Genomic DNA, 26,291 nt, shown 5'->3' with positions numbered 1-26,291 from the left:
GGTTTATCAGGTGGCGGCTTACCGTCGGCTTAACAATTAAAACTGTGCCGTTAAAGCCGGGCAGGCGCTTGCGTGGCGTTCATCCCTCGGTGCTCCGTCCCCGCCTGTGCATTGTGACAGAACGAAAAACCGTCGCCACCATCAGGCGAAAATCGGCGCAGGGCGTGCGCCGTCTGGCGTAAACGAGATCGAGCCGCGCCTTGCGCGGGATACAGCGTCGGCAATAGACCGCCTCGGTTTCTTCGGCCGTCCGCGTGCACGAAAGCAGCGCCTCCTCATGCCGGTGAAAGGCGAGGCTCGCGAGGCCGGTCACCCCGGGCTTGTCGCGCAGCACCGCACGGTAGAGGTCGGGGTACATCTCCACATAGCGCCGGAGCGGCGGGCGCGGGCCGACAAAGGAAATATCGCCGCGCAGGATGTTCCACAGCTGCGGCAGCTCGTCCAGTCGCTTCCGGCGCAGCCAGGCCCCTGTGGGCGTCACACGCGCCGCCTTGTCCCCGCCCGAAACGCCGTAATCCCGCGCCGCAGCGGACATCGTGCGGAACTTCAAAAGGGTGAAGGGCCGGTCTTGGGTCCGCATTCTTTCGGACCGATAGAACACCGGTGCCCCGTCGCGCAGACGCACGAGGCAGGCAACCCAGAGGATCAGCGGCGCCAGGAGGATGCCCAGTCCAAGCGCATAAACCACATCGAGAAGACGGATAACGGCTTTCATGGCCAGACGCCTGACCTGCGCGCGCTATCGACGAGGTGCTGCGCGCAGCTCTCCGGGTGGAATCCTGGCAACTCTTCGGTCAAACGGGTGACGTCCAGCACAACGTCCTGCTGCGCCTCGGGCGGGGCAGGCCGCCAGAGGACCTCTGCCCCCGTGGCCAGCGCGATCTCCACCATGGAGGTCGCACGCGGTGCGGCCAGGTTGAAGACGCCGTGGAGGTCGGGGTTGGATACGATCCCAGCCAGTGCCCGCGACAGGTCGTCTGGGCCAATGTAGCTCCGACGGGGACCCTGGCCGTCGGCGAAACGGTCCAGCGTGATCCGCCCACCGGTGCGGAGATTGGTAAACAGGCTGTCCGCCCCTGCCACGTTCCCGACCCTCAGTATAACGGGTTTAGGCCCCGACGGGTGCGCTTTGGTCCAGGCCCTGACACGTTCCTCCATTTCGACCTTCGCCCGCCCATAGTCCGAGGACGGACGGAGCGGTGCTCCCTCCCCCACTGGTTTACCGACCGGGCCGTAGACCGCCGCACTGGAAAGATGCACAACCTTTCCTGCACCAACCGCTTGCGCCAGATCCATCGCGGCCATGGCCAGATCCGGATGCTCCTGGGGCCTCCCGGGCGCGCCCCAGAGCGCCAGGACGCTTTGTATCGGGTCTATCCGGGCAGCTTCGGGCACGATCTCCGGTATGGTCATGCCTGGACGCCAGACCACGGCACCTTGGGATATTCCGTCCTGCGAAGAACTTCGGAACACAGGCACCAAGCGCGCGCCCGGCCAAGGGCGCGCGCGGATCATCCGGCCGAGCTTGCCGCTCGCTCCCAAGAGCAAGACGCCCTTCCGTTCCGACACAGCCATTTCCCTCCTGAAGCTCGACCTCAGACTGGACTCATCCTGGTAAAGACAGCGTCAATATAGCCCACCCTTCGCGTAGTCCCATGCGATCACCTCTTGCGGCCGTTGCATGATTCCAGCATCTATTTGCCATGACCCTTCCACTTTTCCTTGGGCAGAACGCCCGGTGGCTGGCCGCCGGGGGCCTGCTGACGTTTCTTTCCAGCTTTGGGCAGACCTTCTTTATCTCCGTTTTCGCGGGCGAAATTCGTGCGGACTTTGACCTGAGCCACGGAGAATGGGGCCTGACCTACACGCTGGGCACCGGGGCCTCTGCCGCAGTGATGATCTGGGCCGGGGGGCTGACCGATATCTTCCGCAGTCGAAGCCTTGGCGCGCTTGCTCTGGCCATGCTGGCAGGCGCCTGCCTTTTCATGGCATTCAACAGATGGTCCGCGCTGCTGCCACTGGTGATTTTTGCCCTGCGGTTCACCGGGCAGGGAATGACGGTGCATATCGCCGTCGTGTCCATGTCACGCTGGTTCGTCGCCACGCGGGGCAAGGCGCTGTCGATTGCCAGCCTCGGTGTCGCGCTGGGCGAGGCGCTGCTGCCGCTCGCTGCCGTGGCGCTGATGACCTGGGTGGACTGGCGCCTGCTATGGATCGGGGCCGCTGGTGCGGGGCTTCTGGCAATCCCCGCGCTGGTGGCGCTGCTGCACGAGGAACGCACCCCGCAAAGCCACGCCGAAACCGACCATGCCACCGGCATGGAGGGTCGCCACTGGCGCAGACCGGAGATGCTGCGGCACTGGCTTTTCTGGTTCATGATTCCGGCGTTGCTGGGCCCGGCGGCCTTCAACACCGCCTTTTTCTTTCATCAGGTGCATTTCGCCACGGTGAAGGGCTGGGAACATCTGCATCTCGTGGCGCTCTTCCCGCTTTTCACAGTGGCAGGCGTGACCTCCATGGTTCTCTCGGGCGCGCTGCTCGACAGGGTCGGCACGGCGCGGCTGATCCCCTGGTTCCAGGTGCCGATGGTAGCCGCCTTTACGCTGTTCGCGCTGGGCGACAGCCTGGGAACGGCGCTTTTGGGGCTGATCTGCATGGCGATGACCTCCGGGGCGAATTCTACCCTGCCCAACGCCTTCTGGGCGGAGTTCTACGGCACCCGCAGCCTTGGCGCGATCAAGGCAATGGCAGCGGCGGTGATGGTGCTGGGTTCGGCGCTGGGACCCGGCATAACAGGTGGACTGATCGATGCGGGGCTTGGCATCCAGATGCAATACCTCGGCGTGGCAGGCTACTTCCTGTTCACGACGGCAATGATGGCGGTGGGTGTGCGTCGCGCGGCGCGGAGGCTTTAGCGGGGCCTGCGAAGGTAGACATAGTAGGCCCCTGCCCCACCGTGGCGAATATGGGCCTCAGACACCTGCAGGATCACCGCGTTCAGCGGGGCCATAGCCATCCAGAGCGGGGCTTGCTGTTTCAGAACCCCTCGCGGACGGGGTGCCGGCGTATAGGGATCATGCGGCGCACCCTTGCCGGTGATGACCAGAACCAGACGGTGGCGCTTGGCATGCGCGGTCAAAATGAACCGGTTCAGCGCGCCGTGCGCCTGATCGAGCGTCATGCCGTGCAGGTCGATGCGAGCGTCCGGCTTCAGCTTGCCGCGTTTCAGTCTTTGATAGGCCTTGGAATCCATCCGCACAGCCGCAGTGTGCAACCGGTCGGCGGTGCTGCGCGGAAAGACATGCGTTTCGGTCTGCACAGTCTTTTCCCCCAGTCGAAAGCGCGTCAGCGTTTCAGGCTGCGCATCCTTGCCGGGCGTTGACATGGCGGGTTCGACCGGCGGTTCGGCATGCGCTTTCAGCTTCTCAGGGAGCGGTTCGGTGCTGCGCGCGACCTGTTTCCAGAGATCCAGCTCTTCGGGGCGCAGACGGCGGCGCCGGGTCATTGCACCCAATCCGACAGCAGCGCGTAGGCGCGCTGAATCGGCATCAGCACCAGCATCCGGCCCGGATCCTTCAGCCGCCCGGCCTTGCGCCCCGCGGCATCGCCCGTTCCGATGAAAATATCGGCCCGCTGCGCACCCTTGATCGCAGAACCGGTGTCCTGCGCGATCATCAGCCGGTGGAGTGGAGCCTTGCCGCCTTTCTCGATCCAGACCGGTGCGCCCAGCGGCACGTATCGCGGATCGACCGCAACAGTGCGCATCGCGGTGATCGAGCGGTTCATCGCGCCCAGCGGTCCCTTCTCTGCCGGGACCTCGCTGACCTCGCGGAAGAATACGTAAGAATCGTTATGCAGGAGAAGATCCTCGCCCGGGACGGGGTTGCGCCGGACCCAAGCCTTGATGACCTGTGCTGAAACCTGATGCGCATTATAGATACCGCGCCGGACCATTTCCCGCCCGATCGAACGATAGTTGTGCCCGTTCGACCCGCCATATCCGACGCGGGCCATGCGTCCGTCCGGGAAACGGATGCGGCCCGAACCCTGAATTTGTAGAAAGAAAAGCTCAACCGGGTCGTCGACCCATGCGATCTCCAACCCACGGTTCCTCATTACGCCCGACGTCAGGATGTCGCGGCGCGTCAACCATGGTTGACTGAGGCGCGCCTCCGGCGGCATGGCGTAGACCGGGTAGCGAAATCGTTCTGTCCGATAGGGTGCGCCGTCCAGTTCCGGCTCGAAATAGCCGGTAAAAAGCGCGTCTTCCTGGCCATCGGTCACCAGAACCGGACGAAAGAACAATTCGAAGAAAGCCCGCGCATCGCCCGCCTCCGCAGCCACACCGCACAGGGCGCGCCAATCCGGGTCATCCATGTCACCGCAGGTATTGCGAAAAGCCGCCAGCGCACTGGCGTGATCGTCCTGCGCCCAGCCGTCCAGATCCGCGAAATCCATCACGGTGTAGGTGACCTCCGCCTCGTCTTCCGCCGAGCCGGTCACCGGGAGCGCCGCCAGACAGAGAGCGAGGGCAAGACGGATCATTCGTCCGTGGCGACCAGCTGCCAGTTCGGATCGGAGGCACCCATGGTGCGGGCGTAGGTCCAGATGTCCTTCTGGCGCTTCACCGCGGTGGGCGATCCTTCGAGCACTTCGCCCTCGGCGTTTTTCACGACGGAGGTCAGTTCACCGACGTAGCGCACGGTGATTTCCGCCAGGCGGGTTTCGGGGTCGAAGCTCGCATCCGCCAGCCCCAGTTCCCGAACACCGACGAACTCCGCGTCGATGCGCAGACCTTGCGCCTTGCGATGTTCGACAACCTCGGAAAAGGTTTCGTAGACATCGTCGGCCAGGAAGGGCTGCAACTCTTCCATCTTGCCGCGTTCAAAGCCCATCAGGATCATTTCGTAGGCGCCGCGAGCGCCGGACAGGAAGTCCGTCACCGAAAAACTCGGCTCAATGCGCTTCATCTCGGCAAGGGCCAGGGCCGCTTCGCTGCCCTCAGGCACATGATCCAGAATATCGTGATCGGGGCCACCTTCGATGACCTCGAATTCCTTCCGCCCGCGGGTTTCTGGGACCTTCGCCTGCGAGCTGGGTCGCTCGAACCCTTCTCGAGAGCCCAGCACGCTGCGCAGACGCAGCACGAGAAATACGGCAATGCCGGCCAGGACGAGAAGCTGGAGGAGCGGACTGTTCATCAATGCCTCATGCGCGGTGCGAATGGAAACTTCGGGTTCGCGTTCCTATGTAGGTGCTGCGTCACGACAAGTCCACCAAAGGCGACCCCGAGGCGGTGCGGTCAAAGCGACGCAATTAACGGAGGATATTCTCATGTGGCTGTTCATGGCCTTCCTGCTAGTCCCGCTGATCGAAATCGGCCTGTTCATCCAGGTCGGCGGTCTGATCGGCCTTTGGCCGACGCTGCTGATCGTCGTGCTGACCGCCGTGCTGGGCACATACCTCGTCAAGGCGCAGGGGGCGCGGGCGATGAACGATCTGCGGCGGAGCTTTTCCCAACTGGAAGATCCGAGCGAACCGCTGGCCCATGGCGCGATGATCCTCGTCTCCGGCGCGCTGCTGCTGACGCCGGGGTTCTTCACGGATGCCGTCGGCTTTGCCCTGCTGGCACCGCCGGTGCGCGTGGCGGTTTTCCGTTGGCTGCGCAAGCGGGTGACGGTGACGCGCTTCCAGATGGGTGGACAGATGGGCGGCCAGTTTTCCGAGGGACGGCCGGGCGGGCAGCCAGGCGCCCAGCCACCGCGGCACCCCGCCAGCAAGGACGTGATCGACGGTGAATTCACCGAGATGCCGTCCGGCAAGTCGCCCACCCACCCCGGTTCCGGCTGGACGAGGCATTGAGCGCCCGCTAAGGGCCTGCTATTCCCTGACGCGAAGATTTCAACGGGAGTGAATACCAATGGCAGACACCAACGACGGCGCCCAGGCACCGCAACCGCCCAAGATGAATGTACTTGCGCAATTCGTCCGCGACATGTCGTTCGAAAACATCCTGTCGCAGAAGGGTGTCGCCGGCGAAGTCCAGCCCGACGTGCAGGTTCAGGTCAACCTCGACGCCAAGAAGCGCACGCCTGATCATCAGTACGAAGTGATGATGAAGCTGAAGGTGGAGTCGAAGTCCAAAAGCGGCGAGGATGTACTCTTTTTACTCGAGCTGGACTACGTCGGCGTCTTCCACGTGGAGCACGTGCCCGAAGACCAGATGCATCCGTTCCTTCTGATCGAATGCCCGCGGATGCTGTTTCCGTTCGTACGCCGCATCGTGTCGGACGTGACACGCGACGGTGGCTTCCCGCCGCTGAACCTCGAAACGATCGACTTCCTCGCGCTTTACCGCGCCGAACTGCAGCGCCGCGCCGCCGAGCAGCAGACAGCCGGCACCGCCTGAAGCGACGCGCTCAGGTCCGGGACCAGAGCGCGTTTTCCCCGAGCTTCTCGACAAAGGCGGCGTGAGCCGCCTTTTCCTTTTCCGTCACGCGGGGCGGCAGTATAACCGGGCGGGGCCTTGGCCGCCACGAGGTATCGATCGCCCCCGGCGTCACGGCTTCCTGAACTTCGGACAGACCGAAGTCGGGTTGCTTGCCCCCAATCAACTCGAGATAGACCTCGGCGAGAATCTCGGAATCGAGCAACGCGCCGTGCAGAGTCCGCGAAGAGTTGTCGATGGCGAAGCGGCGGCAAAGCGCGTCCAGCGTGGCGGGCGAACCGGGAAAGCGACGCCGCGCCATGGTCAGCGTGTCGATAGCTATATCCCTGGGCAGCTGCTGCTTGTTCAGCCAACGCAGTTCAGCGTTCAGGAATTTCATGTCAAAGGCCGCGTTGTGGATCACCAGCTTTGCCCCGGTTCCCACGAAGGCCAGAAAATCGTCGGCGATCTTTGCGAAGACCGGCTTGTCCTTCAGCGTCACTTCGCCCGCTTGTGCCGGGCGCGGGGTGGACAGCAGATCCGGCCCGATGCCGTGCACGCCGAAGGCCTCGTCGGGCATGCCGCGCTCGGGGTTGATGTACTGGTGATAGGTCCGTCCCGTGGGCACATGGTTGAACAGCTCAACCGCGCCGATTTCCACGATGCGGTCGCCCTGCTCCGGCTCGAAGCCGGTGGTCTCGGTATCCAGTACAATCTCACGCATGGGACGTCTTCTCTCTGATCTCCTGCACGATGGCCTGCACCTGTGCGCGGGTATGATCTATCGTATCGGTTTCGATCACCCAAGTGGCACGGGCGCATTTCTCTTCGCTGGGCATTTGCCGGGCAAGGATGCGCTCAAAGTCGGCTTCGGTCATCGTTCCCCGTTCAAGTACCCGGATTCGTTGCGTTTCACGTGAAACGTAAACGCAAGCCGTGCCGTCCATTTCCCTGTCACCGCCGGTTTCGAACAGCAGCGGAATGTCAAAAACGCCGATGGCCAGAGGATTCTGGGCGATGAACCGCTCGCGGTCCGCTTGCACCAGTGGGTGCACGAGGGATTCCAGCGTCGCGAGCACGCCGGGGTCCTCCGCGATCATGCGCTTCAGTGCCGGCCGGCAAACGGTGCCTTCTGTTATGGCTTCAGGCAGATGCTTCTGGATGACTGCGACCGCATCGCCGCCTTTGGCATAAAGCCGATGCACTGCAGCATCCGCATCCCAGACAAGACACCCCTCCGCCGCAAAGAGGCTGGCCGTGGTGGATTTCCCCATGCCGATAGAACCGGTAAGCCCGAGGCGGAACCTCATCTGAGAACGGCCGCCCGCGTCGCCTCGTCTACCTCCGGCCGGGTGCCGAACCAACGCTCGAACCCCGGCACAGCCTGATGCAGCAGCATGCCCAGGCCGTCGACCACAGTGCAGCCAACGGCTTCCGCCTCCAACAGCAGCCGGGTCTGCAGGGGCGTGTAAACGATATCGGTAACCACCATACGCGGCTCCAGTGCATCGAGCGGAACGCGAAATTCGGGCTTTCCGGTCATGCCGAGCGAGGTCGTATTCACCACCGTCGCGCTGCCCTCGATGATATTGCCGGCCTGCAGCCAGTCGTGCACCTGCACCACGTCGCCGAATTCGGCTTGCAACTGCTCTGCCCGATCGCGGGAACGGTTGGTCAGCCGGATCTCCGGCACGCCGACGTCGATCAATGCGGCCAGAACCGCGCGCGCTGCACCCCCTGCCCCGAAAACAACCGCCGGACCCGCCTCTGGCTGCCAGTTCGGCGCGCCCTGGTGCAGGTTCTCGATGAACCCGTAGCCATCGGTGTTGTCCGCGTGGATTGCGCCGTCCTTGAAAACCAGCGTGTTCGCGGCCCCGATCATCTGCGCCCGGTCGGACACCTTGTCGGCAAGCTCGATCATCCGTTCCTTGTAGGGAATGGTGACATTCAAGCCGACAAATCCCAGCTGGGGCAAGAGCCGGATCGTCTCTTCAAGCTTATCTTCTGGCACGTCGAGCGGAACGTAATGGCCCGGAATGCCATATTTCCTGAGCCAGTGGCTGAACAGGCGCGGCGAACGGGAATGCGCGACCGGCGATCCAATGACCGCAGCGAGGGGAATGCGAATGAGGCTCATGCGGGGATGGTTCCCTTGACGGACAAGTAGTTCAACAGTTCGAGCAGCGGCAGGCCGAGGATGGTGAAGTGGTCGCCTTCGATACGGGAAAAAAGGCGCACGCCCTCTGCCTCCAGCTTGTAACCGCCGACGGAGGAGCCGATGTCCGGCCAGTTCCGCGTGAGGTAGTCCTCGAGATACGCGTCGGAAAAGCCCCGCATGGTCAACCGTGCGGTCCCCACATGACGCCAGATGGGCTCTCCCGCTTCATAAATGACGGCCGCAGAGAGTAACCGATGCGGACGGCCCCGCAATTCTCGCAGCTGTTCGCGTGCTTCTTCCACGCTGCCGGGCTTCGCCAGGATCTTGCGCTCGACTTCGAGAACCTGGTCGCAGCCGAGAACCGGCAGGTCTGGTCGCCGCGCCGAGATCTTGCGCGCTTTTGCCTCTGCTAACGAATCCGCAACGTCTCTCGGTGAGGCTTCTTCCATGAGAAGTGAGTCGCGAATCGCGTTTTCATCGACAGAGGCGGGGATGCACTCAACCTGAACCTGTGCGGATCGGAGCAGTTGGAGGCGGATTTCCGACGACGAGGCAAGGATGAGGTCTACAGACATGTGGGTAAATCCTTGCATAACCCGGTTGGCGTGTCTGGTGATGTTTCTGCGGAAAATTGTCACGACATGCAAGCTTGGGGGCCATTTGGACAGTTTCCGGGTGAGTCGGTACGAAACGCCCGCTTGTGAATCTGGATAGTTTGACACCCGGGAAAATATGCCGCACTGCAGCGTTACCCATATGGTTGTCCCGCGAACCCCGCGGCAATCGAATACCATCCAAGTTACTGTTTTGACATTATAAAGTAATGTGACCTCTGCTCAGTTTTCAGACCCGTCCACGACTTTATCCTCAGGGGGGTCCCATGTGGAAAGCCTTGTGAGCCAGTGCATAATCCCCAAGCGGGACGTGCCCTTAAATCATCAAAAACCTTTCTAAATTTTAATTTTCTAAGGATTGTCTCGACCAGGATCTCCTCCTCGGAAGGCCCATTGACTTGCGACGGTCAGTCGGACTAACACTCCCTCGTTCCTGTTCTGGAGCACACTCTCCCACCTAAAGAAGAAAGCATGGCCGACCAGGTCGGGCATGATATGGCGTATGAGCGAAGAAAAACTCAATCTCGCGGATCTCAAAGCGAAAAGCCCCAAAGATCTCCTGGCGATGGCCGAGGAACTGGAGATCGAGAACGCCACGACCATGCGCAAGGGCGAGATGATGTTCCAGATCCTGCGCGAACGCGCGGATGACGGCTGGCTCATCTATGGTGATGGTGTGCTGGAGGTGCTCCAGGATGGCTTCGGTTTCCTGCGCTCGCCTGAGGCCAACTACCTCCCCGGCCCCGATGATATCTACGTATCTCCGGAGATGATCCGAAAATATTCTCTGCGGACGGGTGACTCCATCGACGGCGAAATCCGGGCGCCGGACGGAGAAGAGCGATACTTCGCCCTTGTGTCCGTCTCGCTCATTAACTTCGAAGAGCCTGAGAAGGCCCGCCACAAGATTGCCTTCGACAACCTGACGCCGCTATATCCCGACGAGCGGCTCAAAATGGAAATCGAGGATCCAACGATCAGGGATCGCTCGGCGCGCATCATCGATCTCGTCGCGCCCATCGGTAAAGGCCAGCGGTCACTGATCGTCGCCCCGCCGCGTACGGGTAAGACGGTTCTGCTGCAGAACATCGCGCATTCGATTGAACAGAACCACCCGGAGTGCTACCTGATCGTCCTCCTGATCGATGAACGCCCCGAGGAAGTCACCGACATGCAGCGTTCCGTGAAGGGTGAGGTCGTGTCCTCGACATTCGACGAGCCTGCGGCACGTCACGTTGCCGTTTCCGAGATGGTCATCGAGAAGGCGAAGCGACTTGTCGAACACAAGCGAGATGTTGTTATCCTGCTTGATTCTATCACAAGACTTGGACGGGCTTTCAATACTGTGGTACCATCGTCAGGCAAGGTACTTACGGGTGGTGTTGACGCAAACGCACTTCAGAGGCCGAAGCGTTTCTTCGGTGCGGCACGGAACATCGAAGAAGGTGGGTCCCTGACGATCATTGCCACGGCTCTGATCGATACCGGATCGCGGATGGACGAGGTTATCTTTGAGGAATTCAAGGGTACGGGTAACTCCGAAATCGTTCTTGACCGAAAAGTCGCGGATAAGCGCGTCTTCCCGGCGCTGGATATTCTGAAGTCCGGCACCCGAAAAGAAGACTTGCTTGTCGACAAGATCGACCTCCAGAAGACCTTTGTTCTGCGCCGAATCCTGAACCCGATGGGAACCACGGATGCGGTGGAATTCCTGATTTCGAAATTGAAGCAGACGAAGACGAACGCCGAATTCTTCGATTCTATGAACAGCTGAGGAACCCATGGACACGATCTTTGCCCTGGCTTCCGCTCCCGGGAAAGCCGGGGTGGCGGTCCTCCGGGTTTCCGGTCCGCATGCTTGGCGTGCCGCTGAGACTTTGGCCGGACGCGTCCCTGCCCCACGATACGCCAGCCTTTGCACACTGAAGGATTCACAGGGGGCATTTCTCGATCAGGCAATCGTTTTATGCTTTGAGGCGGGGAAGAGTTTCACCGGCGAAGAATCAGTCGAGTTTCATCTGCATGGGAGCGTGGCCGTTGTGAAGGCTGTTCTCGGTGCTTTGGGCAAATTGGACGGATTTCGCCTGGCAGGCGCCGGAGAATTCACCCGCAGAGCTCTGGAAAATGGCTGCCTCGATTTAACGCAGGTTGAAGCGCTTTCCGACCTGATAGAATCCGAGACCGAGGCGCAGCGCCAACATGCCTTGAAAGTTTTGGAAGGCGCGCTTTCGAAGAAAGTAGAATCCTGGCGTCAGGATCTGATTCGTGCCGCAGCGTTGATCGAGGCGACTATCGATTTTGTGGACGAAGATGTTCCCGTCGATGTGAGTGGTGAAGTTTGCGCATTGCTAGATCGCGTTGAGCAGGATGTTGTGCATGAGCTGCAAGGATTGGATGCGGCGGAGCGGGTTCGCTCTGGCTTCGAGGTCGCCATCGTCGGTCCCCCAAATGCCGGAAAGTCGACGCTTCTGAATGCACTGGCTGGTCGCGAGGCCGCCATCACGTCCAACGTGGCCGGGACCACGCGTGATATCATCGAGGTTCGAATGGACATAGGCGGGATTCCCGTCACTTTCCTAGATACCGCGGGTCTGCGAGAGACAGATGACCCAGTTGAGCAGCTGGGTGTAGATCGGGCTCGCCAGCGGGCCCGCGCAGCAGACCTTCGCATTCAACTCCTCGAGCCAGGGTCGGATCCGCTTATGAATATTGGGGACTGTGATCTCGTCCTGCGCCCAAAATCTGATAACGGAGGACTGGGCGGGATATCCGGGAAGACCGGCGCCGGGATTCCCGAATTATTTTCCCGAATCGCGGCAACGTTTTCCGATCAAGTTGCCAACGCCGGCTTGGCTTCACATGAACGTCACAGGGTGAATCTGATCGGTAGTCTTGAAAATATTCGGCGCGCTCGGCTGGCGATGGACAAGGGATTCGAAAACCAAGACTTGGTGAGCGAAGACATACGCATCTCTTTCAGGTACCTTGAAACCCTGGTTGGGAAGGTTGATGTTGAACACCTGCTGGACGAGATATTTTCGTCTTTCTGCATCGGAAAGTGAGGAGTGTTTCACGTGAAACAAACCCGGTTTGACGTCATAATTGTTGGTGCCGGTCACGCTGGTGCAGAAGCTGCTGCGGCTGCAGCCCGCATGGGCGCAAAGACTGCACTCGTTACGCTGAAACTGTCCGATATTGGCGTAATGTCATGCAATCCTGCAATTGGCGGACTGGGAAAAGGACACCTCGTGCGCGAGATCGACGCTATGGATGGCGTCATGGGTCGCATCGCCGATTACGCGGGGATCCAGTTTCGCCTCCTCAACCGAAGAAAAGGACCGGCAGTTCAAGGACCGCGTGCTCAGGCAGACCGAGCCAGATACGCCGAAGCTATGCAGCGTGAACTATGCGGCACGGATAATCTTGACATTATACAAGACGAAATTGTTGATCTGGTGGTCGAAAAAGGCCGGGTAGTGGGTGTGCTGACCGGCGCAGGAGGGATAATTTTCGCTCGCTCTGTGGTTTTGACTAGCGGGACCTTCCTGCGGGGGTTGATACACATTGGAGATCGGTCCTTCCCTGGCGGGCGGATGGGAGATAACCCGTCGAATCGCCTTGCAGACCGCATTCGTGACCTGGGTTTTCCGCTCGGACGCTTGAAAACCGGGACACCGCCCCGCCTCGACGGAAATACCATCAATTGGGAAATTCTCGCAGACCAACCGGGCGATGAAGACCCGGTTATGTTCTCTTTTCTGTCAAAAAAAACCATCGCGCGACAGGTGTCCTGTGGGATCACCCACACCAATGAACAAACGCATGAAATCATACGGGCCAACCTTGGACGGTCTGCGATGTATGGTGGCCACATAGAAGGAGTGGGTCCCCGGTATTGCCCTTCAATCGAAGACAAGATTGTCCGGTTCGCCGAAAAAACCTCGCACCAGATTTTTCTGGAGCCAGAGGGCCTGAACTCGCACACGGTTTACCCAAACGGCATATCGACTTCCCTTCCGGAGGATGTTCAGCGGTCCTATGTGCGAAGCATAAAGGGACTTGAGAATGTCCGCATTCTGCAGCCAGGATACGCTATCGAATACGACTTTGTGGATCCTCGCGAGCTACACAGCACACTTGAGGTACGCACGCTCCCCGGTCTTTTCCTAGCCGGTCAAATCAACGGCACGACGGGCTACGAGGAAGCTGCTGCGCAGGGACTCGTTGCCGGTTTGAATGCAGCCGCACGCGCGACTGATCGCGAGTCCATCCGCTTCAATCGCACGGATAGCTATATTGGTGTCATGATTGATGATCTCACCACGCGATCCGTTTCGGAACCTTACCGTATGTTCACGAGCCGCGCGGAATTCCGGCTGTCCTTGCGCGCTGACAATGCCGATCAACGTCTTACCCCGATGGCACTGGCGCTGGGAACCGTATCTGAAGACCGTCGCGTCAAGTTCAGTGAAAAGATGGAACACCTGTCGAAAGGAAAGGATATTTTAAATTCGATATCCTTTACGCCGGAGGAACTTCGGTCCATGGGCGTGGAGGTAAGCAAGGATGGAACTCGACGGACTGCTTATCAGGTCTTGTCATTGCCTGAAATGACCTTCGACCGGCTTTCGCAGAACGCGCCAGCCTTCGCGCAGGTCTCCACCGACATTGGCAATCAACTGGCGAAAGAAGCTCTCTATGCAAACTATCTCGACAGGCAATCGCGAGACGTTGAGCTGTTGAAGCGAGATGAGGCTATCGAAATTCCGGCCAACTTTGATTATTGTTGTCTCCCCGGACTGTCTAACGAGCTCGTGACCAAGCTTTCCAAGCTTCGGCCTGAGACCATTGCTAAGGCATCAAAGATCGAGGGTATGACCCCTGCGGCTCTGTTGGTTCTACTGGCAAGAATTCGGCAAAGCAGTGACGGTATCAGGAAAACCGTGGCATGATTCTCAATGATCTGAACGGCGCACTGGATGTTTCACGTGAAACACTGGATCGGTTGGACCAATACCATGCCCTCCTGAAAAAGTGGAATCCTAAGATCAATCTGGTATCAGCGAGTACCCTACCGGACGCAAAAGAACGACATTTTCGAGATTCAGTACAGGTGATGTCACTTATTGAGGGTGAAGCAAAGACTCTGGTCGACATGGGGTCTGGCGGGGGCTTTCCAGGCTTGGTTATCGCGATCGTGGCCTCGGATAGTCGCCCGGATCTGGCAGTCACTCTAATTGAATCGGACCAACGCAAGGCGAGCTTTCTTCGTACGGTTCTTCGTGAAACGGGAACGTCAGCCTCGGTACTTTCGAAACGAATTGAGCAGATCGATCCCATAAATGCAGATGTGGTGACCGCCCGCGCCCTCGCCCCGCTGTCTTCACTTTGTGTCTTTGCCCATAGGCACCTGAAGTCTGACGGTCAGGCCTTGTTCCTGAAAGGAAAAAGCTGGGGAAAAGAAGTCGAAGCCGCACGCACGGAATGGCGTTTCTCCTGCACAAGGCATACAAGCGTGACAGACGACAGCTCCGTCATCCTCGATCTGAGAGACCTGACCTATGACTGACTCCGTGCTACCTTCGGGGCCGAAAATCATCGCTGTAGCCAACCAAAAGGGAGGCGTGGGCAAGACCACGACAACCATCAACCTTGCTGCCGCGCTCTGTGAGGTTGGTCATAAGGTGCTCGTCATCGATCTGGATCCTCAGGGCAACGCGTCGACGGGCCTAGGGATCGAACCCGAAGACCGTGAACTCACCACCTACGAACTTCTCCTGGACGAAGCGGAACTCGAGGCAGTCGCGCTGCGCACAAGCACGGAAAATCTCTTTCTGGTCCCGGCGACTGTCGATCTGAGTTCTGCCGATATTGAACTGATTGCAAACGAAAAGCGGAGCTTCCTGCTGCATGACGCTCTGCGGCAGCCGGCCATGGCGCCGCTGGGCTTCGATGTAGTCCTGATCGACTGCCCGCCCTCCTTGAACCTCTTGACAGTCAATGCCCTGATCGCGTCGCATTCCGTCCTGGTCCCTCTGCAAAGCGAATTCTTTGCCCTTGAAGGGCTTTCGCAACTCATGCTGACGATCCGGGAGGTGCGACAGTCCGCGAATCCGGATCTCCGGATCGAAGGTATCGTCCTCACCATGTACGATGCGCGCAACAACCTCTCTCAACTGGTCGAGGCGGACGCCCGCGCCAACCTTGGAGACCTGGTCTTCGATACGGTCATTCCGCGAAACGTGCGAGTCAGCGAAGCCCCTTCCTATGCACTTCCAGTCCTCGCATACGATACCGCCTCAAAGGGCGCAAAAGCGTACCGCGATCTGGCCGCCGAAATCATCCGGAAAAACGAAAAGCGGGCGGCGTGACGCAGTCACTCCTGCATTGACCAACCCGCAGAGGAGCACTCATGGCAGACAAGAAAGAACCTCGCCGGGGACTGGGCCGTGGTTTGTCCGCGCTGATGGCGGACGTGGCGCCTGCGCCGGAAACTCCCAGCGCCGAAGCCCCCCGCCGTCCCGACCGGCAAATCCCCATCGAGCAGTTACGCCCGAATCCCGACCAGCCGCGCCGTACCTTTACGCAAGTTCACCTCGATGATCTGGCGAATTCGATCCGCACCAAAGGCGTGATCCAGCCGTTGATCGTGCGGCCGGATCCCCAGGCGGACGGTATGTTCGAAATCGTCGCCGGCGAGCGCCGGTGGCGAGCGGCGCAGATGGCCCAACTGCATGAAGTCCCGGTGATCATTCGCGATTTCAACGATACAGAAGTGCTTGAAGTTGCCATTATCGAGAACATCCAGCGGGCGGATCTGAACCCGATCGAAGAAGCCGCCGGTTATCGCCAGCTCATGTTCAAATTCGGCCATACACAGGAAAAACTCGCCGAAGCTCTAGGCAAATCCCGATCGCATATCGCCAACCTTATGCGTCTGCTCAATTTGCCCGAGCCTGTTCAGGAGATGGTTACCTCTGGCGCTCTCAGTGCCGGACACGCACGGGCTCTGATCACGGCCCCCAATCCCGAGCAGATGGCAAAGACCATTGTAGACAAGGGCCTGTCCGTTCGCGACACGGAGAAGCTGGTGAAATCTGGCCCAAGCCTCGACAAACCGCCGCGTAAACCATCAGACGTTGCGGCCTTCAGCATGGATAAAGACGCCGACACGAAGGCGCTTGAGGGCGATCTTTCAGCCGCTCTTGGGATGAAGGTGAGTATCGATCACAAGCCGGGGTCGGAAAAGGGGCGCGTAACAATTGCTTACGACACGCTTGAGCATCTCGACGCCCTGTGCAGCCTGCTTAGCACATATCGGTAGGTTCTACGGCACCAGCTTTTCTATGACCGAATTCAGCACCATGCGTCCTTCCAGCGTCGCCTTCAGCTGGTGGGACGAGATCCGAAGCAATCCCATCCGTGTCAGTTCCTCAATCACGGCATCAGGTGCAACGCTTCGCGACATATTGTGTAGCCGTTCCAGATCAACCCCTTCAGATAGCCTGAGCCCCATAATGAGGTATTCTATAGCTTGATCTTCCATAGGTACCACGTCTCGCGACAGGTCCCCATTGCCAGCTTGTGCTGCCGGAAGCCACACGCCAGGCATCCGATGGGCGATCGTTTCGTATCGGGTATTGTGCACCGAAAACCGACCGTGCGCCCCGGGTCCTACGCCGATCCAGTCGCCATACCGCCAGTAAACGAGGTTATGCCGAGATTCAGAACCGGCCGGCGCGTGATTGGACACCTCGTAAGCTGGCATGCCGGCGCCGGCACAAAGCTCCTGAGTCAATTCATACATATCCGCGCCCAGATCTTCTGTCGGCAACCCCTTTAGCCGCCCCTTCTGCGCGCGGTCCCAGAACGCCGTTCCCGGTTCTACGGTCAACTGGTAGAGGGATAGGTGATCAACCGCCATTTCCAGTGCCTCACCCAGTTCCTCCTCCCAATCCCGGAGGTTCTGACCCTGGCGTGCATAGATCAGGTCGAAACTGACGCGGTCGAACACCTCACGTGCGATGCCAAAGGCCGCTTGCGCTTCCTTCACATCGTGCAATCGCCCGAGTTTGCGCAGATCGTCCTCGCGCAGGGACTGGACGCCGAGTGACACCCGGTTCACACCGGCCCGCGCGTAGCCCTCGAAACGCGCCGCCTCCACTGACCGCGGATTGGCCTCAAGCGTGATTTCTATGTCGTTGGCAAAAGTCCAGGAGCCGCGCGCCGCCCCGATCACCGTCGCCACCGTTTCGGGGGCCATCAGTGACGGCGTACCGCCTCCGAAAAAGATCGAGGTTAGCACCCGTCCCGGCACGGCCTCGGCGTAGCGCCGGATCTCGGCGGCCAGCGCCTCTGCCCAGGGGCGCTGATCGACCGAGGCCACTACGTGACTGTTGAAGTCGCAGTAGGGGCACTTTGCCTCGCAAAACGGCCAGTGCACATAGAGCCCAAAGCCCCCCGTCTGCCAGTTTTCAGGCTGCGTCATGCCCAAAACAACCTTCCACCAACTTGCGGAAGGCGTCCGCTCGGTGGCTGATCTCGTTCTTTTTCCAGCGATCCATCTCGCCAAAGGTTTTGTCATACCCTGCCGGTACGAAGATCGGGTCATATCCATGCCCCTGATCGCCTCGCATCGGCCAAGTAACGCGCCCCTCCATCACGCCGGGGAACACCAGATCCTCCCCGTCCGGAAAGGCAAGGACCAATGTACAGCAGAACCGCGCGGTCCAGGGTTCCGGCGCACCTTTTTCCACCAACAGATCGTGGGTTTTTGTCATGGCCATGACAAAATCGCGGCCTGACGGCGTCTCGGACCAGTCGGCAGTGTAGACACCCGGTGCCTTGTCCAGCGCGTCCACTTCGATGCCACTATCGTCCGAGAGTGCGGGCAGGCCGGTGGCCTTGGCCGCGGCATGAGCCTTGATCCGGGCGTTTTCGACAAAGGTCGTGCCGTCCTCGACCGGCTCCGGCAGGCCCATCTCATTTGCGCCCACCACAGTCACCCCGAAAGGCTCCAGCAGCGCCGCGATTTCCTCCAGCTTGCCCTGGTTGTGGGTGGCGACCAGCAGCCGGTCGCCGATCCGGTCGCGCATGGTCATCTTTGCACTGCCGCCAATTGTGCCGTGACCAACTCGTTCACGCCCTTTTCGGCCAGACCCATCAGGCTGTCCATCTGGGTGCGGGAGAACACAGAACCTTCTGCACTCATCTGCACCTCGATCAGTGCTCCGTCGCCCCGGAGGATGAAGTTCCCGTCCACGCCGGCCTCGGAATCTTCCGGATAGTCGAGGTCCAGAACCGCCTGCCCGGCGTAAACGCCGCAGGATACGGCCGCCACGGGCGAAATCAGCGGATCGGTCACGATGTCACCGGCCTTCAGCAGTTTGTTCACCGCCAGTCGCAGCGCGACCCAGCCCCCGGTGATGGAGGCGCAGCGCGTCCCGCCATCCGCCTGGATCACGTCGCAATCGACGGTTATCTGGCGTTCTCCCAGCGCGTTGCGGTCGACGCCCGCACGCAATGCGCGGCCGATCAGGCGCTGGATTTCCACCGTCCGGCCGCCTTGTTTGCCCTGCGTCGCCTCACGCCGCATCCGCGAGGAGGTCGAGCGCGGCAGCATACCATATTCCGCTGTCACCCAACCCTGCCCCGATCCCTTGATAAACGGCGGCACCCGCTCTTCCAGAGAGGCGGTGCACAGCACATGGGTGTCCCCCATTCGGATCAGGCATGACCCTTCGGCGTGCTTCGTCACCCCGGTCTCGATTGAAACCGCGCGCATTTCGCTTAAATCTCGTCCTGACGGTCGCATGGTCTTGTCCTTCCTGATATCGCTTTCGGGATGACAGGCCGCCTCCTTCAGCGCAACCCCGATTGACGCCGCTGCACCGTCCACTTTAATGGCGCGCAAAGGGAGAACGATGTCAGAACCCAGCAAACTTCTTTCGCAGATGAATGCCCGATCCCGCGAAGTGTTCCGCCGGGTGGTCGAAGGCTATCTGGATACCGGCGAACCGGTCGGTTCCCGCACGCTGACCCGCGCTCTGACCGAAAAGGTATCGGCCGCGACGATCCGCAACGTGATGCAGGATCTTGAATTTCTCGGCCTGCTCGACAGCCCGCACGTATCTGCCGGGCGCATCCCCACGCAACTTGGCCTTCGCATGTTCGTCGACGGGCTTCTGGAGGTCCGCGAACTCGACAGTGACGACCGCGAGAAACTCGACGCCACGGCCGGTCGCAGCGCCTCTGACGTCGGTGGCCTGTTGGACGAAATCGGTTCCGCGCTTTCCGGAGTGACCCGCGGAGCATCGCTGGTACTGACGCCAAAACACGAGGCACCGCTCAAGCACATCGACTTTGTTTCTCTCGCACCGGATCGCGCGCTGGTGGTTATCGTCTTCGCGGACGGGCATGTGGAAAATCGCGTGTTCACGCCGCCGCCGGGGATGACGCCCTCGGCCATGCGGGAGGCGGCGAACTTCATCAACGCCCTGACTGAGGGCCGCACCCTGTCCGAACTGCGACGCGTGATGGAACAGGAAGTCGCCCGCCGCCGTCGCGAGATCGACAGCCTTGCCGCCGACCTGATCGCTGCCGGGATTGCGGTCTGGGACAAACCGGATACCCGGCATGAACGTCTCATCGTGCGTGGGAGGGCGAATCTGCTTGATGAGGCGGCAGAGGAGGAACTGGACCGAATCCGCAGCCTCTTTGACGACCTCGAGCGTAAGCGTGATATCGCCGAGTTCCTCGAATTGACCGAAGATGGCGACGGAGTCCGCATTTTTATCGGCTCGGAGAACAAACTTTTCTCACTTTCGGGTTCCTCTCTGGTGGTCTCTCCATATATGAACGCTGACCGTAAGATCATCGGAGCGGTCGGCGTCATCGGCCCCACGCGCCTGAACTATGGGCGCATCGTTCCGATCGTGGATTATACAGCGCAACTGGTCGGCAAGCTGATCACCGACCGGAGCCAGAGGTGAAGAATGGCAGATCCGAAAGAAGAACAGTTCCTCGACGACGTGGAATCCGCCGAGGCGGATTATGCCGATGTCGAAATCGACGACGGTGCAATGGAGGTGGATAGCCTGCGCGCCGAACGCGACGAGTTCCGCGACAAATACATGCGCGCCCTTGCAGAGGCCGATAACGCCCGCAAGCGCGCGGCGAAGGATCGGCAGGAGGCCCAGGCGTACGGAGGCACCCGCATCGCCCGCGATCTGCTGCCGGTCTACGACAACCTCAACCGCGCGCTGCTCGCTGCGAAAGAGGATGATTCCGCAGCCTCCACAGCGCTGGTCGAAGGCGTGGAACTGACGTTGAAGGAACTCCTCAACGTCTTCGACCGTCACGGTGTGTCCCGTCTCACGCCCGAGATCGGTGACAAGTTCGACCCGAAACAACATGAGGCAATGTTCGAGGCCCCCGTGCCCGGCACCACCGCAGGCGAGATCATTCAGGTTTCGGCAGAGGGCTTCATGCTGCACGACCGCCTGCTGCGCCCGGCGCAGGTTGGCGTCTCTTCCACCCCTGCGGCGAAGTAAGTCCCCCAGACGTCGAAAAGCCGGGCCATCGCGCCCGGCTTTTTCGTTTCACGTTTGTCAGAGCGGCAGGGTCGGTCCGGACGCTGCATGGGTCGGTTCCCCCCTTCCGCCTGACATAGCGGTTTAGCCCGCCTTCCCCACCAGATCGCGTAATTCGTAAAGCGCCTGCAAGGCTTCGCGCGGCGACAGGTCGTCCGGGTTGATCGCCCTCAGGCGGTCTTCGGCCTCGGACGATGTTTCTCGTGAAACAGGCTTCGCCTGCTCCTGTGCGGCCATGGAAAATAGCGGCAGGTCGTCGATCAATGCCTTGGGGGAGGCCCGCTCACGCTCGCCTTTTTCCAGCGCTTCCAGTACCGACCGGGCCCGGGTGATCACCGCCTTCGGCAGGCCCGCCAGCTGCGCCACCTGCACGCCGTAGGACCGATCCGCTGCCCCTTCCCGCACCTCGTGCAGGAAGATCACGTCCCCCTCCCACTCCTTCACCGCCACGGTTGCATTGCTGACGCCCTTCAGCTTGCCCGCCAATACGGTCAGTTCGTGGTAATGCGTGGCAAAGAGGCCTCGGACCCGATTGACCTCGTGCAGGTGTTCCAGCGTGGCCCACGCAATACTGAGACCGTCGTAGGTCGCCGTACCGCGCCCGATCTCGTCGAGGATCACGAGCGCGCGTTCGTCCGCCTGATTGAGGATCGCAGCGGTCTCCACCATTTCGACCATGAAGGTCGATCGGCCGCGCGCGAGGTCATCCGATGCCCCCACCCGGCTGAAGATCTGGCTTACCACCCCCAGATGCGCCTGCCGGGCGGGCACGTAGGATCCGATCTGCGCGAGCAACGCGATCAGCGCGTTCTGCCGCAGGTACGTCGATTTACCGGCCATGTTCGGGCCCGTCAGCAAACGGACAGAGGCCGCCTGCCCCTCGGCGCTGAGGTCGCAGTCGTTGGCGATGAAGGGCTCGCCCGCCTTTTGCAGCGCCGCCTCAACCACCGGGTGCCGTCCGCCCTCGATGGCAAAGGCGCGGCTGTCATCGACCAGCGGCAGGCACCAGTCACGTTGGCGCGCCAGTTCCGCCAGACCGAGCGCGAGGTCGAACTCCGCCAGCGACGCGGCCAGCTCGCCCAGCACACCTGCATTGTCCAGAATCGCGCGTCTCAGGGCGTCATAGAGCCGCTTTTCAATCTCCGCCGCTTCAGCCCCGGCGTTGAGGATGCGCGTCTCCAGCTCCGATAATTCGGTGGTGGTGAAACGGACCTGGTTTGCGGTGGTCTGCCGGTGAATGAACCGATCGCTGCGCGCGTGCATCTTCTCCGCGTGGGTCGCAGTCACCTCGATGAAGTAGCCCAGCACGTTGTTGTGCTTGATTTTCAGTGCCCCGATCCCGGTTTCCTGCGCGTATTCACCCTGCATCCGGGCAATCACGCCGCGCCCTTCGTCGCGCAGGGTCCGCGCCTGATCGAGCCCCTCATCGTAACCCGGCGCGATGAAGCCGCCGTCCTGCAAGCGCAGGGGCGGCTCCGCCACCAACGCGGTCTCCAACCCGTGCAGCAGAACGTCATGCCCCGTCAAACAGTCTTTACTGCGCCCCAAAAGCGCGGGGAGGTCGGCATCGGAGAGCCGCTCCGCCAGCCCTTCGGCCTGCGCCAGCGCGTTCCGTACCGCCGCCAGATCGCGCGGCCCGCCCCGGTCGAGCGAGAGCCGCGACAGCGCGCGTTCCACGTCGGGCACCCGCCGCAACACGTCGCGCAGGCTGTCAGAGAACGCCCCCTCCACCCCAAAACGCACGGCCTCCAGCCGCTCGTGGATTACGCCCAGATCCTGCGAGGGCGATGAAACCCGCCGTTCCAGCAGGCGGGCGCCACCCGCCGTCACCGTCCGGTCGATCGTTGCCAGCAGGGACCCGACGCGGCCGCCGGACATGGCCTGCGTCAGTTCGAGGTTCCGGCGCGTCGCCGCGTCGATCTGCATCAGCCGCGCGCTGACCTCCTGTTTCGGCGGCATGAGCAGCGGCAGCCGTCCCTTTTGCGTGATATCGAGGTAGTCGACCAACGCGCCCATGGCCGAAAGCTCCGCGCGCCCGAATGATCCGAACCCGGCGAGTGTCTGCACGTTGAACGTGGAACACAGCCGAGCCTCCGACGCGCCGCTGTCAAACGATGCAGCACCCAATACGGTTGGTTCAATCCCGAGGTCCCGCAGGACATCGCGCAGCATCTCGTCCACCTTGTCGGAAACCAGTACCTCGGACGGCGCGAGCCGCGCCAGTTCCGCCCCGATGCGGGCCTGTCCCAGCGGCATCACGTGGAACGCTCCGGTGGAAATGTCGGTCCAGGCCAGCGCCCATTCGTCCCGGACATTGCCCAAAGCGCCCAGATAGTTGTGCCGCCGCGCTTCGAGCAGGGACTCCTCTGTCAGCGTGCCGGGCGTGACCAGTCTTACCACGTCCCGCTTCACCACCGACTTATAGCCGCGTTTCTTGGCTTCCTCCGGAGTCTCGAGCTGTTCGCCCACCGCGACGCGGAATCCTTTGCGGATCAGCGTCAGCAGGTAGCCCTCTGCCGCGTGCACCGGCACGCCGCACATGGCGATATCCTCGCCTTCGTGCTTGCCCCGCTTTGTCAGCGCGATATCCAGGGCCTCCGAGGCCGCCACCGCATCGTCGAAGAACAATTCGTAAAAATCGCCCATGCGATAGAACAACAAAGCGTCTGGATACTTGGCTTTTATTTCTAAATATTGCGCCATCATCGGTGTGACGGTACTTTTGTTAGCCGTGTTAGCGCTCACAGTGTCTTTCCCCTAACGGTTCGACGTGACAATAAGGCTACCGACCAGAGGGTAAAACCCGATTTCCGGCGCAGGGAAACACGATGTCCAAACTGAAATTCACCCGCGAGGAGGCGCTTGCCTTCCATCTCGAACCGATGCCCGGCAAATGGGAGGTTCAGGCTACCGTCCCCATGACGACCCAGCGGGACCTGTCGCTGGCCTATTCTCCGGGTGTCGCCGTGCCCTGCGAGGATATAGCCGAAAACCCCGAACTGGCCTATGACTATACCAACAAGGGCAATCTCGTCGCCGTGATCTCCAACGGTACCGCCGTGCTGGGCCTTGGCAATCTCGGCGCGCTCGGGAGCAAGCCGGTGATGGAGGGCAAGGCCGTGCTGTTCAAGCGCTTCGCCGACGTGAACTCCATCGACATCGAACTGGACACCGAGGATCCGGACGCCTTTTGCGAGGCGGTAAAGCTCATGGGGCCAACCTTTGGCGGCATCAACCTCGAAGACATCAAGGCGCCGGAGTGTTTCATCATCGAGCAGCGCCTCAAGGAAGAGATGGATATTCCCGTCTTCCACGACGACCAGCACGGCACCGCCGTGATCTGCGCCGCCGGTCTGATCAACGCGCTGCATCTGTCGGGCAAGAAGATCGAGGATGTCAAAATCGTGCTCAATGGCGCGGGTGCCGCGGGCATTGCTTGCATCGAGCTGCTGAAATCCATGGGCGCGCGGCATGACAACTGCATCGTCTGCGATACCAAGGGCATCATCTTTCAGGGCCGTACCGAGGGCATGAACCAATGGAAATCCGCCCATGCCGTCGCCACGGACCTGCGGACGCTGGAGGAGGCCATGAAAGGCGCCGACGTGTTCCTTGGCGTATCTGCCAAGGGGGCCGTGACGCAGCAGATGGTTTCCGACATGGCCGAAGACCCGGTGATCTTTGCCATGGCCAACCCCGATCCCGAGATCACCCCGGAGGAAGCCCATGAGGTTCGCCCCGACGCGATCGTGGCCACCGGGCGTTCCGACTACCCAAACCAGGTGAACAACGTCCTGGGGTTTCCCTACCTCTTTCGCGGTGCGCTGGATATCCACGCCCGCGCCATCAACGACGAGATGAAGATCGCCTGTGCCGAGGCGCTGGCCGATCTGGCGCGCGAGGATGTGCCCGACGAGGTTGGTCTGGCCTATGGCAAGACGCTTGCTTTCGGGCGTGACTACATCATCCCGACGCCCTTCGACCCGCGCCTGATCTGGCGCATTCCGCCCGCCGTCGCCCGGGCTGGCATGGCGACCGGGGCGGCACGGCGGCCCATCGTCGACATGGATGGCTATACCGAACGGCTGAAGGGCCGGATGGACCCGACGACGCCGATCCTGCGGTCGATCAACAATCGGGCGCGCGCGGCGCAGGCCCGCATGATCTTTGCCGAGGGCGACGACCCGCGCGTGCTGCGCGCCGCGGTGATGTACCAGCGGTCCGGCTTTGGCAAGGCGCTGGTGGTGGGCCGCGAGGCGGACGTGAAGCAGAAGCTGGAAGAAGCCGGCCTCGCGGACGCGGTACGCGAACTTGAGGTCGTGAACGCCGCCAACACCCGCCACCTGCCGCAGTACAAGGATTTCCTTTACGAGCGGCTGCAGCGGCGCGGCATGGATCGGCAGGATGTACACCGCCTCGCCGCGCGCGATCGTCACGTCTTTGGTGCGCTGATGCTGGCGCATGGCCACGGCGACGGGCTGGTAACCGGCGCCACCCGCAAGTCGGCGCATGTGCTGCAACTGATCAACCACGTCTTTGACGCCGACGCAAAACACGGCGCGGCAGGGGTCACAGCGATCCTGCACAAGGGCAAGGTGGTTCTGATTTCAGACACTCTGGTGCATGAATGGCCGGACGAAGAAGACCTGGCCACCATCGCGGAACGTGCCGCCGACGTGGCGCGGCACCTCGGGCTCGACCCGCGCGTGGCATTTGTTTCGTTCTCCACTTTTGGCTACCCGGTCTCCGAACGGGCGGAGAAGATGCACATCGCACCCTGCGTTCTGGACCGGCGCGGCGTGACCTTCGAATACGAGGGCGAGATGACCGTCGACGTGGCGCTGAACGAGAAGGCACGCGAGGCTTACCCCTTCCAGCGCCTGAGCGGCCCGGCGAACATCCTCGTGGTGCCGGCCCGGCATTCGGCGTCGATCTCGGTTAAGCTGATGCAGGAAATGGCGGGCGCCACAGTGATTGGTCCGATCCTGGCGGGGGTGGATCATTCCATCCAGATCTGTTCGACGGCGATGACGGCGAACGACATCCTGAACATGGCGGTTCTGGCCGCCTGCAAGGTCGGCTGACCCGCACTGCCACCAGGACAACCCACCGCAGCCGCGTCCGTCGCGGCTGCGGTGCCCGATCAGCGCTGGCGTCTCAGCGCCCGGTGGCCTTCTTCACGTCGGTGATCCGGGCGGCACCATCCTCGATGGATAGCGTGTAGGTCCAGATATCGGCGCGCTCTTCCTGCAGCATTTCGACCACCCAGGTATCCGGCCCCGTGCGACGGATTTCGGACACGCCGTCGCCCCCCGGCATCCCGTAGTCCTGTTCCACGTTGTCGAGTATCGCGCGCATCGCGCACAGCGAAGTTTCCAGAGGCGTCATGCCACATCTCCCATCATTCATCGCAAGGGCCACTTCTCCCTGCATCGTCACCACCGCAGCCAGCGCGCAGCCCGCCATCAGTCGCAGCCTGCCGCGTGCGGTCCCGAATTTGG

General features: G+C 61.2%; 26 protein-coding genes. 12 read left to right on the top strand and 14 right to left on the bottom strand.

Features of this window, described 5'->3' with window-relative positions:
• Positions 1–79: 79 nt before the first annotated feature.
• Both J5474_RS12595 and J5474_RS12590 read right to left on the bottom strand, forming a co-directional pair.
• Positions 80–715 (bottom strand): sugar transferase, encoded by a 636-nt coding sequence (locus J5474_RS12595; RefSeq protein ID WP_209361261.1) that lies wholly within the window; start codon positions 713–715, stop codon positions 80–82.
• The gene (locus J5474_RS12590; protein WP_209361260.1) at positions 712–1,413 is read right to left on the bottom strand and encodes an NAD-dependent epimerase/dehydratase family protein; all 702 of its coding nucleotides are present in this window, start codon (positions 1,411–1,413) and stop codon (positions 712–714) included. Before J5474_RS12590 ends, J5474_RS12595 begins: the two co-directional genes overlap by 4 nt.
• Positions 1,414–1,703: 290 nt before the next feature.
• Between J5474_RS12590 and J5474_RS12585 the strand changes: the two genes are divergently transcribed.
• Positions 1,704–2,915, top strand: coding sequence for an MFS transporter (locus J5474_RS12585; RefSeq protein ID WP_209361259.1), 1,212 nt, complete (start codon positions 1,704–1,706; stop codon positions 2,913–2,915).
• Here J5474_RS12585 and J5474_RS12580 read toward each other — a convergent pair.
• The 3 genes from J5474_RS12580 to J5474_RS12570 are packed head-to-tail and all read right to left on the bottom strand — an operon-like array spanning position 2,912 to position 5,201.
• Complete coding sequence (locus J5474_RS12580) at positions 2,912–3,505, bottom strand: Smr/MutS family protein (RefSeq protein WP_209361258.1); 594 nt, start codon at positions 3,503–3,505, stop codon at positions 2,912–2,914. The two genes, J5474_RS12585 and J5474_RS12580, sit on opposite strands and share 4 nt — an antisense overlap.
• Positions 3,502–4,545 (bottom strand): murein transglycosylase A, encoded by a 1,044-nt coding sequence (gene mltA, locus J5474_RS12575; protein WP_209361257.1) that lies wholly within the window; start codon positions 4,543–4,545, stop codon positions 3,502–3,504. The genes J5474_RS12580 and mltA overlap by 4 nt, the downstream gene beginning before the upstream one ends.
• Positions 4,542–5,201: a Tim44/TimA family putative adaptor protein gene (locus tag J5474_RS12570; RefSeq protein WP_209361256.1), complete on the bottom strand. Its 660-nt coding sequence runs from the start codon at positions 5,199–5,201 to the stop codon at positions 4,542–4,544. Before J5474_RS12570 ends, mltA begins: the two co-directional genes overlap by 4 nt.
• A 133-nt stretch (positions 5,202–5,334) precedes the next feature.
• On the opposite strand from J5474_RS12570, the gene J5474_RS12565 reads away from it, so the two are divergent.
• Positions 5,335–5,862, top strand: coding sequence for an FxsA family protein (locus J5474_RS12565; RefSeq protein ID WP_209361255.1), 528 nt, complete (start codon positions 5,335–5,337; stop codon positions 5,860–5,862).
• 58 nt (positions 5,863–5,920) lie between these two features.
• Positions 5,921–6,409 carry a protein-export chaperone SecB gene (gene secB, locus J5474_RS12560; protein ID WP_209361254.1) on the top strand — a complete coding sequence of 163 codons (489 nt, stop codon included), beginning with the start codon at positions 5,921–5,923 and terminating at the stop codon, positions 6,407–6,409.
• A 10-nt stretch (positions 6,410–6,419) separates the two neighbouring features.
• Here secB and dnaQ read toward each other — a convergent pair whose 3' ends face one another.
• Genes dnaQ through J5474_RS12540 form a run of 4 tightly spaced genes read right to left on the bottom strand, consistent with a single transcriptional unit; the run spans position 6,420 to position 9,160 of the window.
• Positions 6,420–7,151, bottom strand: coding sequence for a DNA polymerase III subunit epsilon (gene dnaQ / locus J5474_RS12555; RefSeq protein ID WP_209361253.1), 732 nt, complete (start codon positions 7,149–7,151; stop codon positions 6,420–6,422).
• Entirely contained in the window at positions 7,144–7,737 is a 594-nt protein-coding gene (gene coaE / locus J5474_RS12550) for a dephospho-CoA kinase (protein ID WP_209361252.1), read from the bottom strand. The genes dnaQ and coaE overlap by 8 nt, the downstream gene beginning before the upstream one ends.
• A complete protein-coding gene (locus J5474_RS12545) occupies positions 7,734–8,564 on the bottom strand; it encodes a shikimate dehydrogenase (protein WP_209361251.1) in 831 nt (276 codons plus the stop codon). The genes coaE and J5474_RS12545 overlap by 4 nt, the downstream gene beginning before the upstream one ends.
• Complete coding sequence (locus J5474_RS12540) at positions 8,561–9,160, bottom strand: Maf family protein (RefSeq protein WP_209361250.1); 600 nt, start codon at positions 9,158–9,160, stop codon at positions 8,561–8,563. Before J5474_RS12540 ends, J5474_RS12545 begins: the two co-directional genes overlap by 4 nt.
• Positions 9,161–9,701: 541 nt before the next feature.
• On the opposite strand from J5474_RS12540, the gene rho reads away from it, so the two are divergent.
• The 6 genes from rho to J5474_RS12510 are packed head-to-tail and all read left to right on the top strand — an operon-like array spanning position 9,702 to position 16,523.
• Positions 9,702–10,973, top strand: coding sequence for a transcription termination factor Rho (gene rho / locus J5474_RS12535; RefSeq protein WP_209361249.1), 1,272 nt, complete (start codon positions 9,702–9,704; stop codon positions 10,971–10,973).
• A gap of 7 nt (positions 10,974–10,980) precedes the next feature.
• Positions 10,981–12,261 (top strand): tRNA uridine-5-carboxymethylaminomethyl(34) synthesis GTPase MnmE, encoded by a 1,281-nt coding sequence (gene mnmE / locus J5474_RS12530; protein WP_209361248.1) that lies wholly within the window; start codon positions 10,981–10,983, stop codon positions 12,259–12,261.
• 3 nt (positions 12,262–12,264) lie between these two features.
• Positions 12,265–14,151 (top strand): tRNA uridine-5-carboxymethylaminomethyl(34) synthesis enzyme MnmG, encoded by a 1,887-nt coding sequence (mnmG, locus tag J5474_RS12525; protein WP_209361247.1) that lies wholly within the window; start codon positions 12,265–12,267, stop codon positions 14,149–14,151.
• A complete protein-coding gene (gene rsmG, locus J5474_RS12520) occupies positions 14,148–14,768 on the top strand; it encodes a 16S rRNA (guanine(527)-N(7))-methyltransferase RsmG (protein ID WP_209361246.1) in 621 nt (206 codons plus the stop codon). The genes mnmG and rsmG overlap by 4 nt, the downstream gene beginning before the upstream one ends.
• Positions 14,761–15,570: a ParA family protein gene (locus tag J5474_RS12515; RefSeq protein ID WP_209361245.1), complete on the top strand. Its 810-nt coding sequence runs from the start codon at positions 14,761–14,763 to the stop codon at positions 15,568–15,570. Before rsmG ends, J5474_RS12515 begins: the two co-directional genes overlap by 8 nt.
• 41 nt (positions 15,571–15,611) lie before the next feature.
• Entirely contained in the window at positions 15,612–16,523 is a 912-nt protein-coding gene (locus tag J5474_RS12510; protein ID WP_209361244.1) for a ParB/RepB/Spo0J family partition protein, read from the top strand.
• Between the two features lie 3 nt (positions 16,524–16,526).
• Here the strand turns inward: J5474_RS12510 and hemW are convergent, their stop codons facing one another.
• Genes hemW through rph form a run of 3 tightly spaced genes read right to left on the bottom strand, consistent with a single transcriptional unit; the run spans position 16,527 to position 19,013 of the window.
• Positions 16,527–17,687, bottom strand: coding sequence for a radical SAM family heme chaperone HemW (gene hemW / locus J5474_RS12505; protein WP_209361325.1), 1,161 nt, complete (start codon positions 17,685–17,687; stop codon positions 16,527–16,529).
• A complete protein-coding gene (gene rdgB / locus J5474_RS12500; RefSeq protein WP_209361326.1) occupies positions 17,674–18,294 on the bottom strand; it encodes an RdgB/HAM1 family non-canonical purine NTP pyrophosphatase in 621 nt (206 codons plus the stop codon). Before rdgB ends, hemW begins: the two co-directional genes overlap by 14 nt.
• A 2-nt stretch (positions 18,295–18,296) precedes the next feature.
• A complete protein-coding gene (gene rph, locus J5474_RS12495; RefSeq protein ID WP_209361243.1) occupies positions 18,297–19,013 on the bottom strand; it encodes a ribonuclease PH in 717 nt (238 codons plus the stop codon).
• A 109-nt stretch (positions 19,014–19,122) separates the two neighbouring features.
• Here rph and hrcA point away from each other — a divergent pair, with 109 nt between their 5' ends.
• Together hrcA and J5474_RS12485 are read left to right on the top strand one after the other, a co-directional pair.
• Positions 19,123–20,190: a heat-inducible transcriptional repressor HrcA gene (hrcA, locus tag J5474_RS12490; RefSeq protein ID WP_209361242.1), complete on the top strand. Its 1,068-nt coding sequence runs from the start codon at positions 19,123–19,125 to the stop codon at positions 20,188–20,190.
• A gap of 3 nt (positions 20,191–20,193) precedes the next feature.
• Positions 20,194–20,751, top strand: a complete 558-nt coding sequence (locus tag J5474_RS12485) for a nucleotide exchange factor GrpE (protein WP_209361241.1) — start codon at positions 20,194–20,196, stop codon at positions 20,749–20,751.
• 123 nt (positions 20,752–20,874) lie between these two features.
• On the opposite strand, the gene mutS is transcribed toward J5474_RS12485, so the two are convergent.
• Complete coding sequence (mutS, locus tag J5474_RS12480; RefSeq protein ID WP_209361324.1) at positions 20,875–23,496, bottom strand: DNA mismatch repair protein MutS; 2,622 nt, start codon at positions 23,494–23,496, stop codon at positions 20,875–20,877.
• A 122-nt stretch (positions 23,497–23,618) separates the two neighbouring features.
• Between mutS and J5474_RS12475 the strand changes: the two genes are divergently transcribed.
• Positions 23,619–25,874, top strand: a complete 2,256-nt coding sequence (locus tag J5474_RS12475) for an NADP-dependent malic enzyme (RefSeq protein ID WP_209361240.1) — start codon at positions 23,619–23,621, stop codon at positions 25,872–25,874.
• 73 nt (positions 25,875–25,947) lie between these two features.
• Here J5474_RS12475 and J5474_RS12470 read toward each other — a convergent pair whose 3' ends face one another.
• Positions 25,948–26,178: a hypothetical protein gene (locus tag J5474_RS12470; RefSeq protein ID WP_209361239.1), complete on the bottom strand. Its 231-nt coding sequence runs from the start codon at positions 26,176–26,178 to the stop codon at positions 25,948–25,950.
• Positions 26,179–26,291 lie beyond the last annotated feature (113 nt).

Source organism: Sagittula salina (assembly GCF_017813235.1).
In the GTDB taxonomy this organism is placed as follows: Bacteria; Pseudomonadota; Alphaproteobacteria; order Rhodobacterales; family Rhodobacteraceae; genus Sagittula; species Sagittula salina.
Note: the sequence above shows the minus strand (reverse complement) of the source record. Positions and strands in the feature narration are given on the sequence as shown.

Bases quoted from the DNA above. Each gene is read 5' to 3' on its own strand.
- rho (WP_209361249.1), top strand. From the start codon at position 9,702: ATGAGCGAAGAAAAACTCAATCTCGCGGATCTCAAAGCGAAAAGCCCC.
- rph (WP_209361243.1), bottom strand. From the start codon at position 19,013: ATGCGACCGTCAGGACGAGATTTAAGCGAAATGCGCGCGGTTTCAATC.
- hemW (WP_209361325.1), bottom strand. From the start codon at position 17,687: ATGACGCAGCCTGAAAACTGGCAGACGGGGGGCTTTGGGCTCTATGTG.
- J5474_RS12510 (WP_209361244.1), top strand. From the start codon at position 15,612: ATGGCAGACAAGAAAGAACCTCGCCGGGGACTGGGCCGTGGTTTGTCC.
- J5474_RS12585 (WP_209361259.1), top strand. From the start codon at position 1,704: ATGACCCTTCCACTTTTCCTTGGGCAGAACGCCCGGTGGCTGGCCGCC.
- rdgB (WP_209361326.1), bottom strand. From the start codon at position 18,294: ATGCGCGACCGGATCGGCGACCGGCTGCTGGTCGCCACCCACAACCAG.
- J5474_RS12565 (WP_209361255.1), top strand. From the start codon at position 5,335: ATGTGGCTGTTCATGGCCTTCCTGCTAGTCCCGCTGATCGAAATCGGC.
- hrcA (WP_209361242.1), top strand. From the start codon at position 19,123: ATGTCAGAACCCAGCAAACTTCTTTCGCAGATGAATGCCCGATCCCGC.
- mutS (WP_209361324.1), bottom strand. From the start codon at position 23,496: ATGATGGCGCAATATTTAGAAATAAAAGCCAAGTATCCAGACGCTTTG.
- rsmG (WP_209361246.1), top strand. From the start codon at position 14,148: ATGATTCTCAATGATCTGAACGGCGCACTGGATGTTTCACGTGAAACA.
- mnmE (WP_209361248.1), top strand. From the start codon at position 10,981: ATGGACACGATCTTTGCCCTGGCTTCCGCTCCCGGGAAAGCCGGGGTG.
- secB (WP_209361254.1), top strand. From the start codon at position 5,921: ATGGCAGACACCAACGACGGCGCCCAGGCACCGCAACCGCCCAAGATG.
- mltA (WP_209361257.1), bottom strand. From the start codon at position 4,545: ATGATCCGTCTTGCCCTCGCTCTCTGTCTGGCGGCGCTCCCGGTGACC.
- J5474_RS12475 (WP_209361240.1), top strand. From the start codon at position 23,619: ATGTCCAAACTGAAATTCACCCGCGAGGAGGCGCTTGCCTTCCATCTC.
- J5474_RS12595 (WP_209361261.1), bottom strand. From the start codon at position 715: ATGAAAGCCGTTATCCGTCTTCTCGATGTGGTTTATGCGCTTGGACTG.
- coaE (WP_209361252.1), bottom strand. From the start codon at position 7,737: ATGAGGTTCCGCCTCGGGCTTACCGGTTCTATCGGCATGGGGAAATCC.
- dnaQ (WP_209361253.1), bottom strand. From the start codon at position 7,151: ATGCGTGAGATTGTACTGGATACCGAGACCACCGGCTTCGAGCCGGAG.
- J5474_RS12485 (WP_209361241.1), top strand. From the start codon at position 20,194: ATGGCAGATCCGAAAGAAGAACAGTTCCTCGACGACGTGGAATCCGCC.
- J5474_RS12515 (WP_209361245.1), top strand. From the start codon at position 14,761: ATGACTGACTCCGTGCTACCTTCGGGGCCGAAAATCATCGCTGTAGCC.
- J5474_RS12590 (WP_209361260.1), bottom strand. From the start codon at position 1,413: ATGACCATACCGGAGATCGTGCCCGAAGCTGCCCGGATAGACCCGATA.
- J5474_RS12545 (WP_209361251.1), bottom strand. From the start codon at position 8,564: ATGAGCCTCATTCGCATTCCCCTCGCTGCGGTCATTGGATCGCCGGTC.
- J5474_RS12570 (WP_209361256.1), bottom strand. From the start codon at position 5,201: ATGAACAGTCCGCTCCTCCAGCTTCTCGTCCTGGCCGGCATTGCCGTA.
- J5474_RS12580 (WP_209361258.1), bottom strand. From the start codon at position 3,505: ATGACCCGGCGCCGCCGTCTGCGCCCCGAAGAGCTGGATCTCTGGAAA.
- J5474_RS12470 (WP_209361239.1), bottom strand. From the start codon at position 26,178: ATGACGCCTCTGGAAACTTCGCTGTGCGCGATGCGCGCGATACTCGAC.
- J5474_RS12540 (WP_209361250.1), bottom strand. From the start codon at position 9,160: ATGTCTGTAGACCTCATCCTTGCCTCGTCGTCGGAAATCCGCCTCCAA.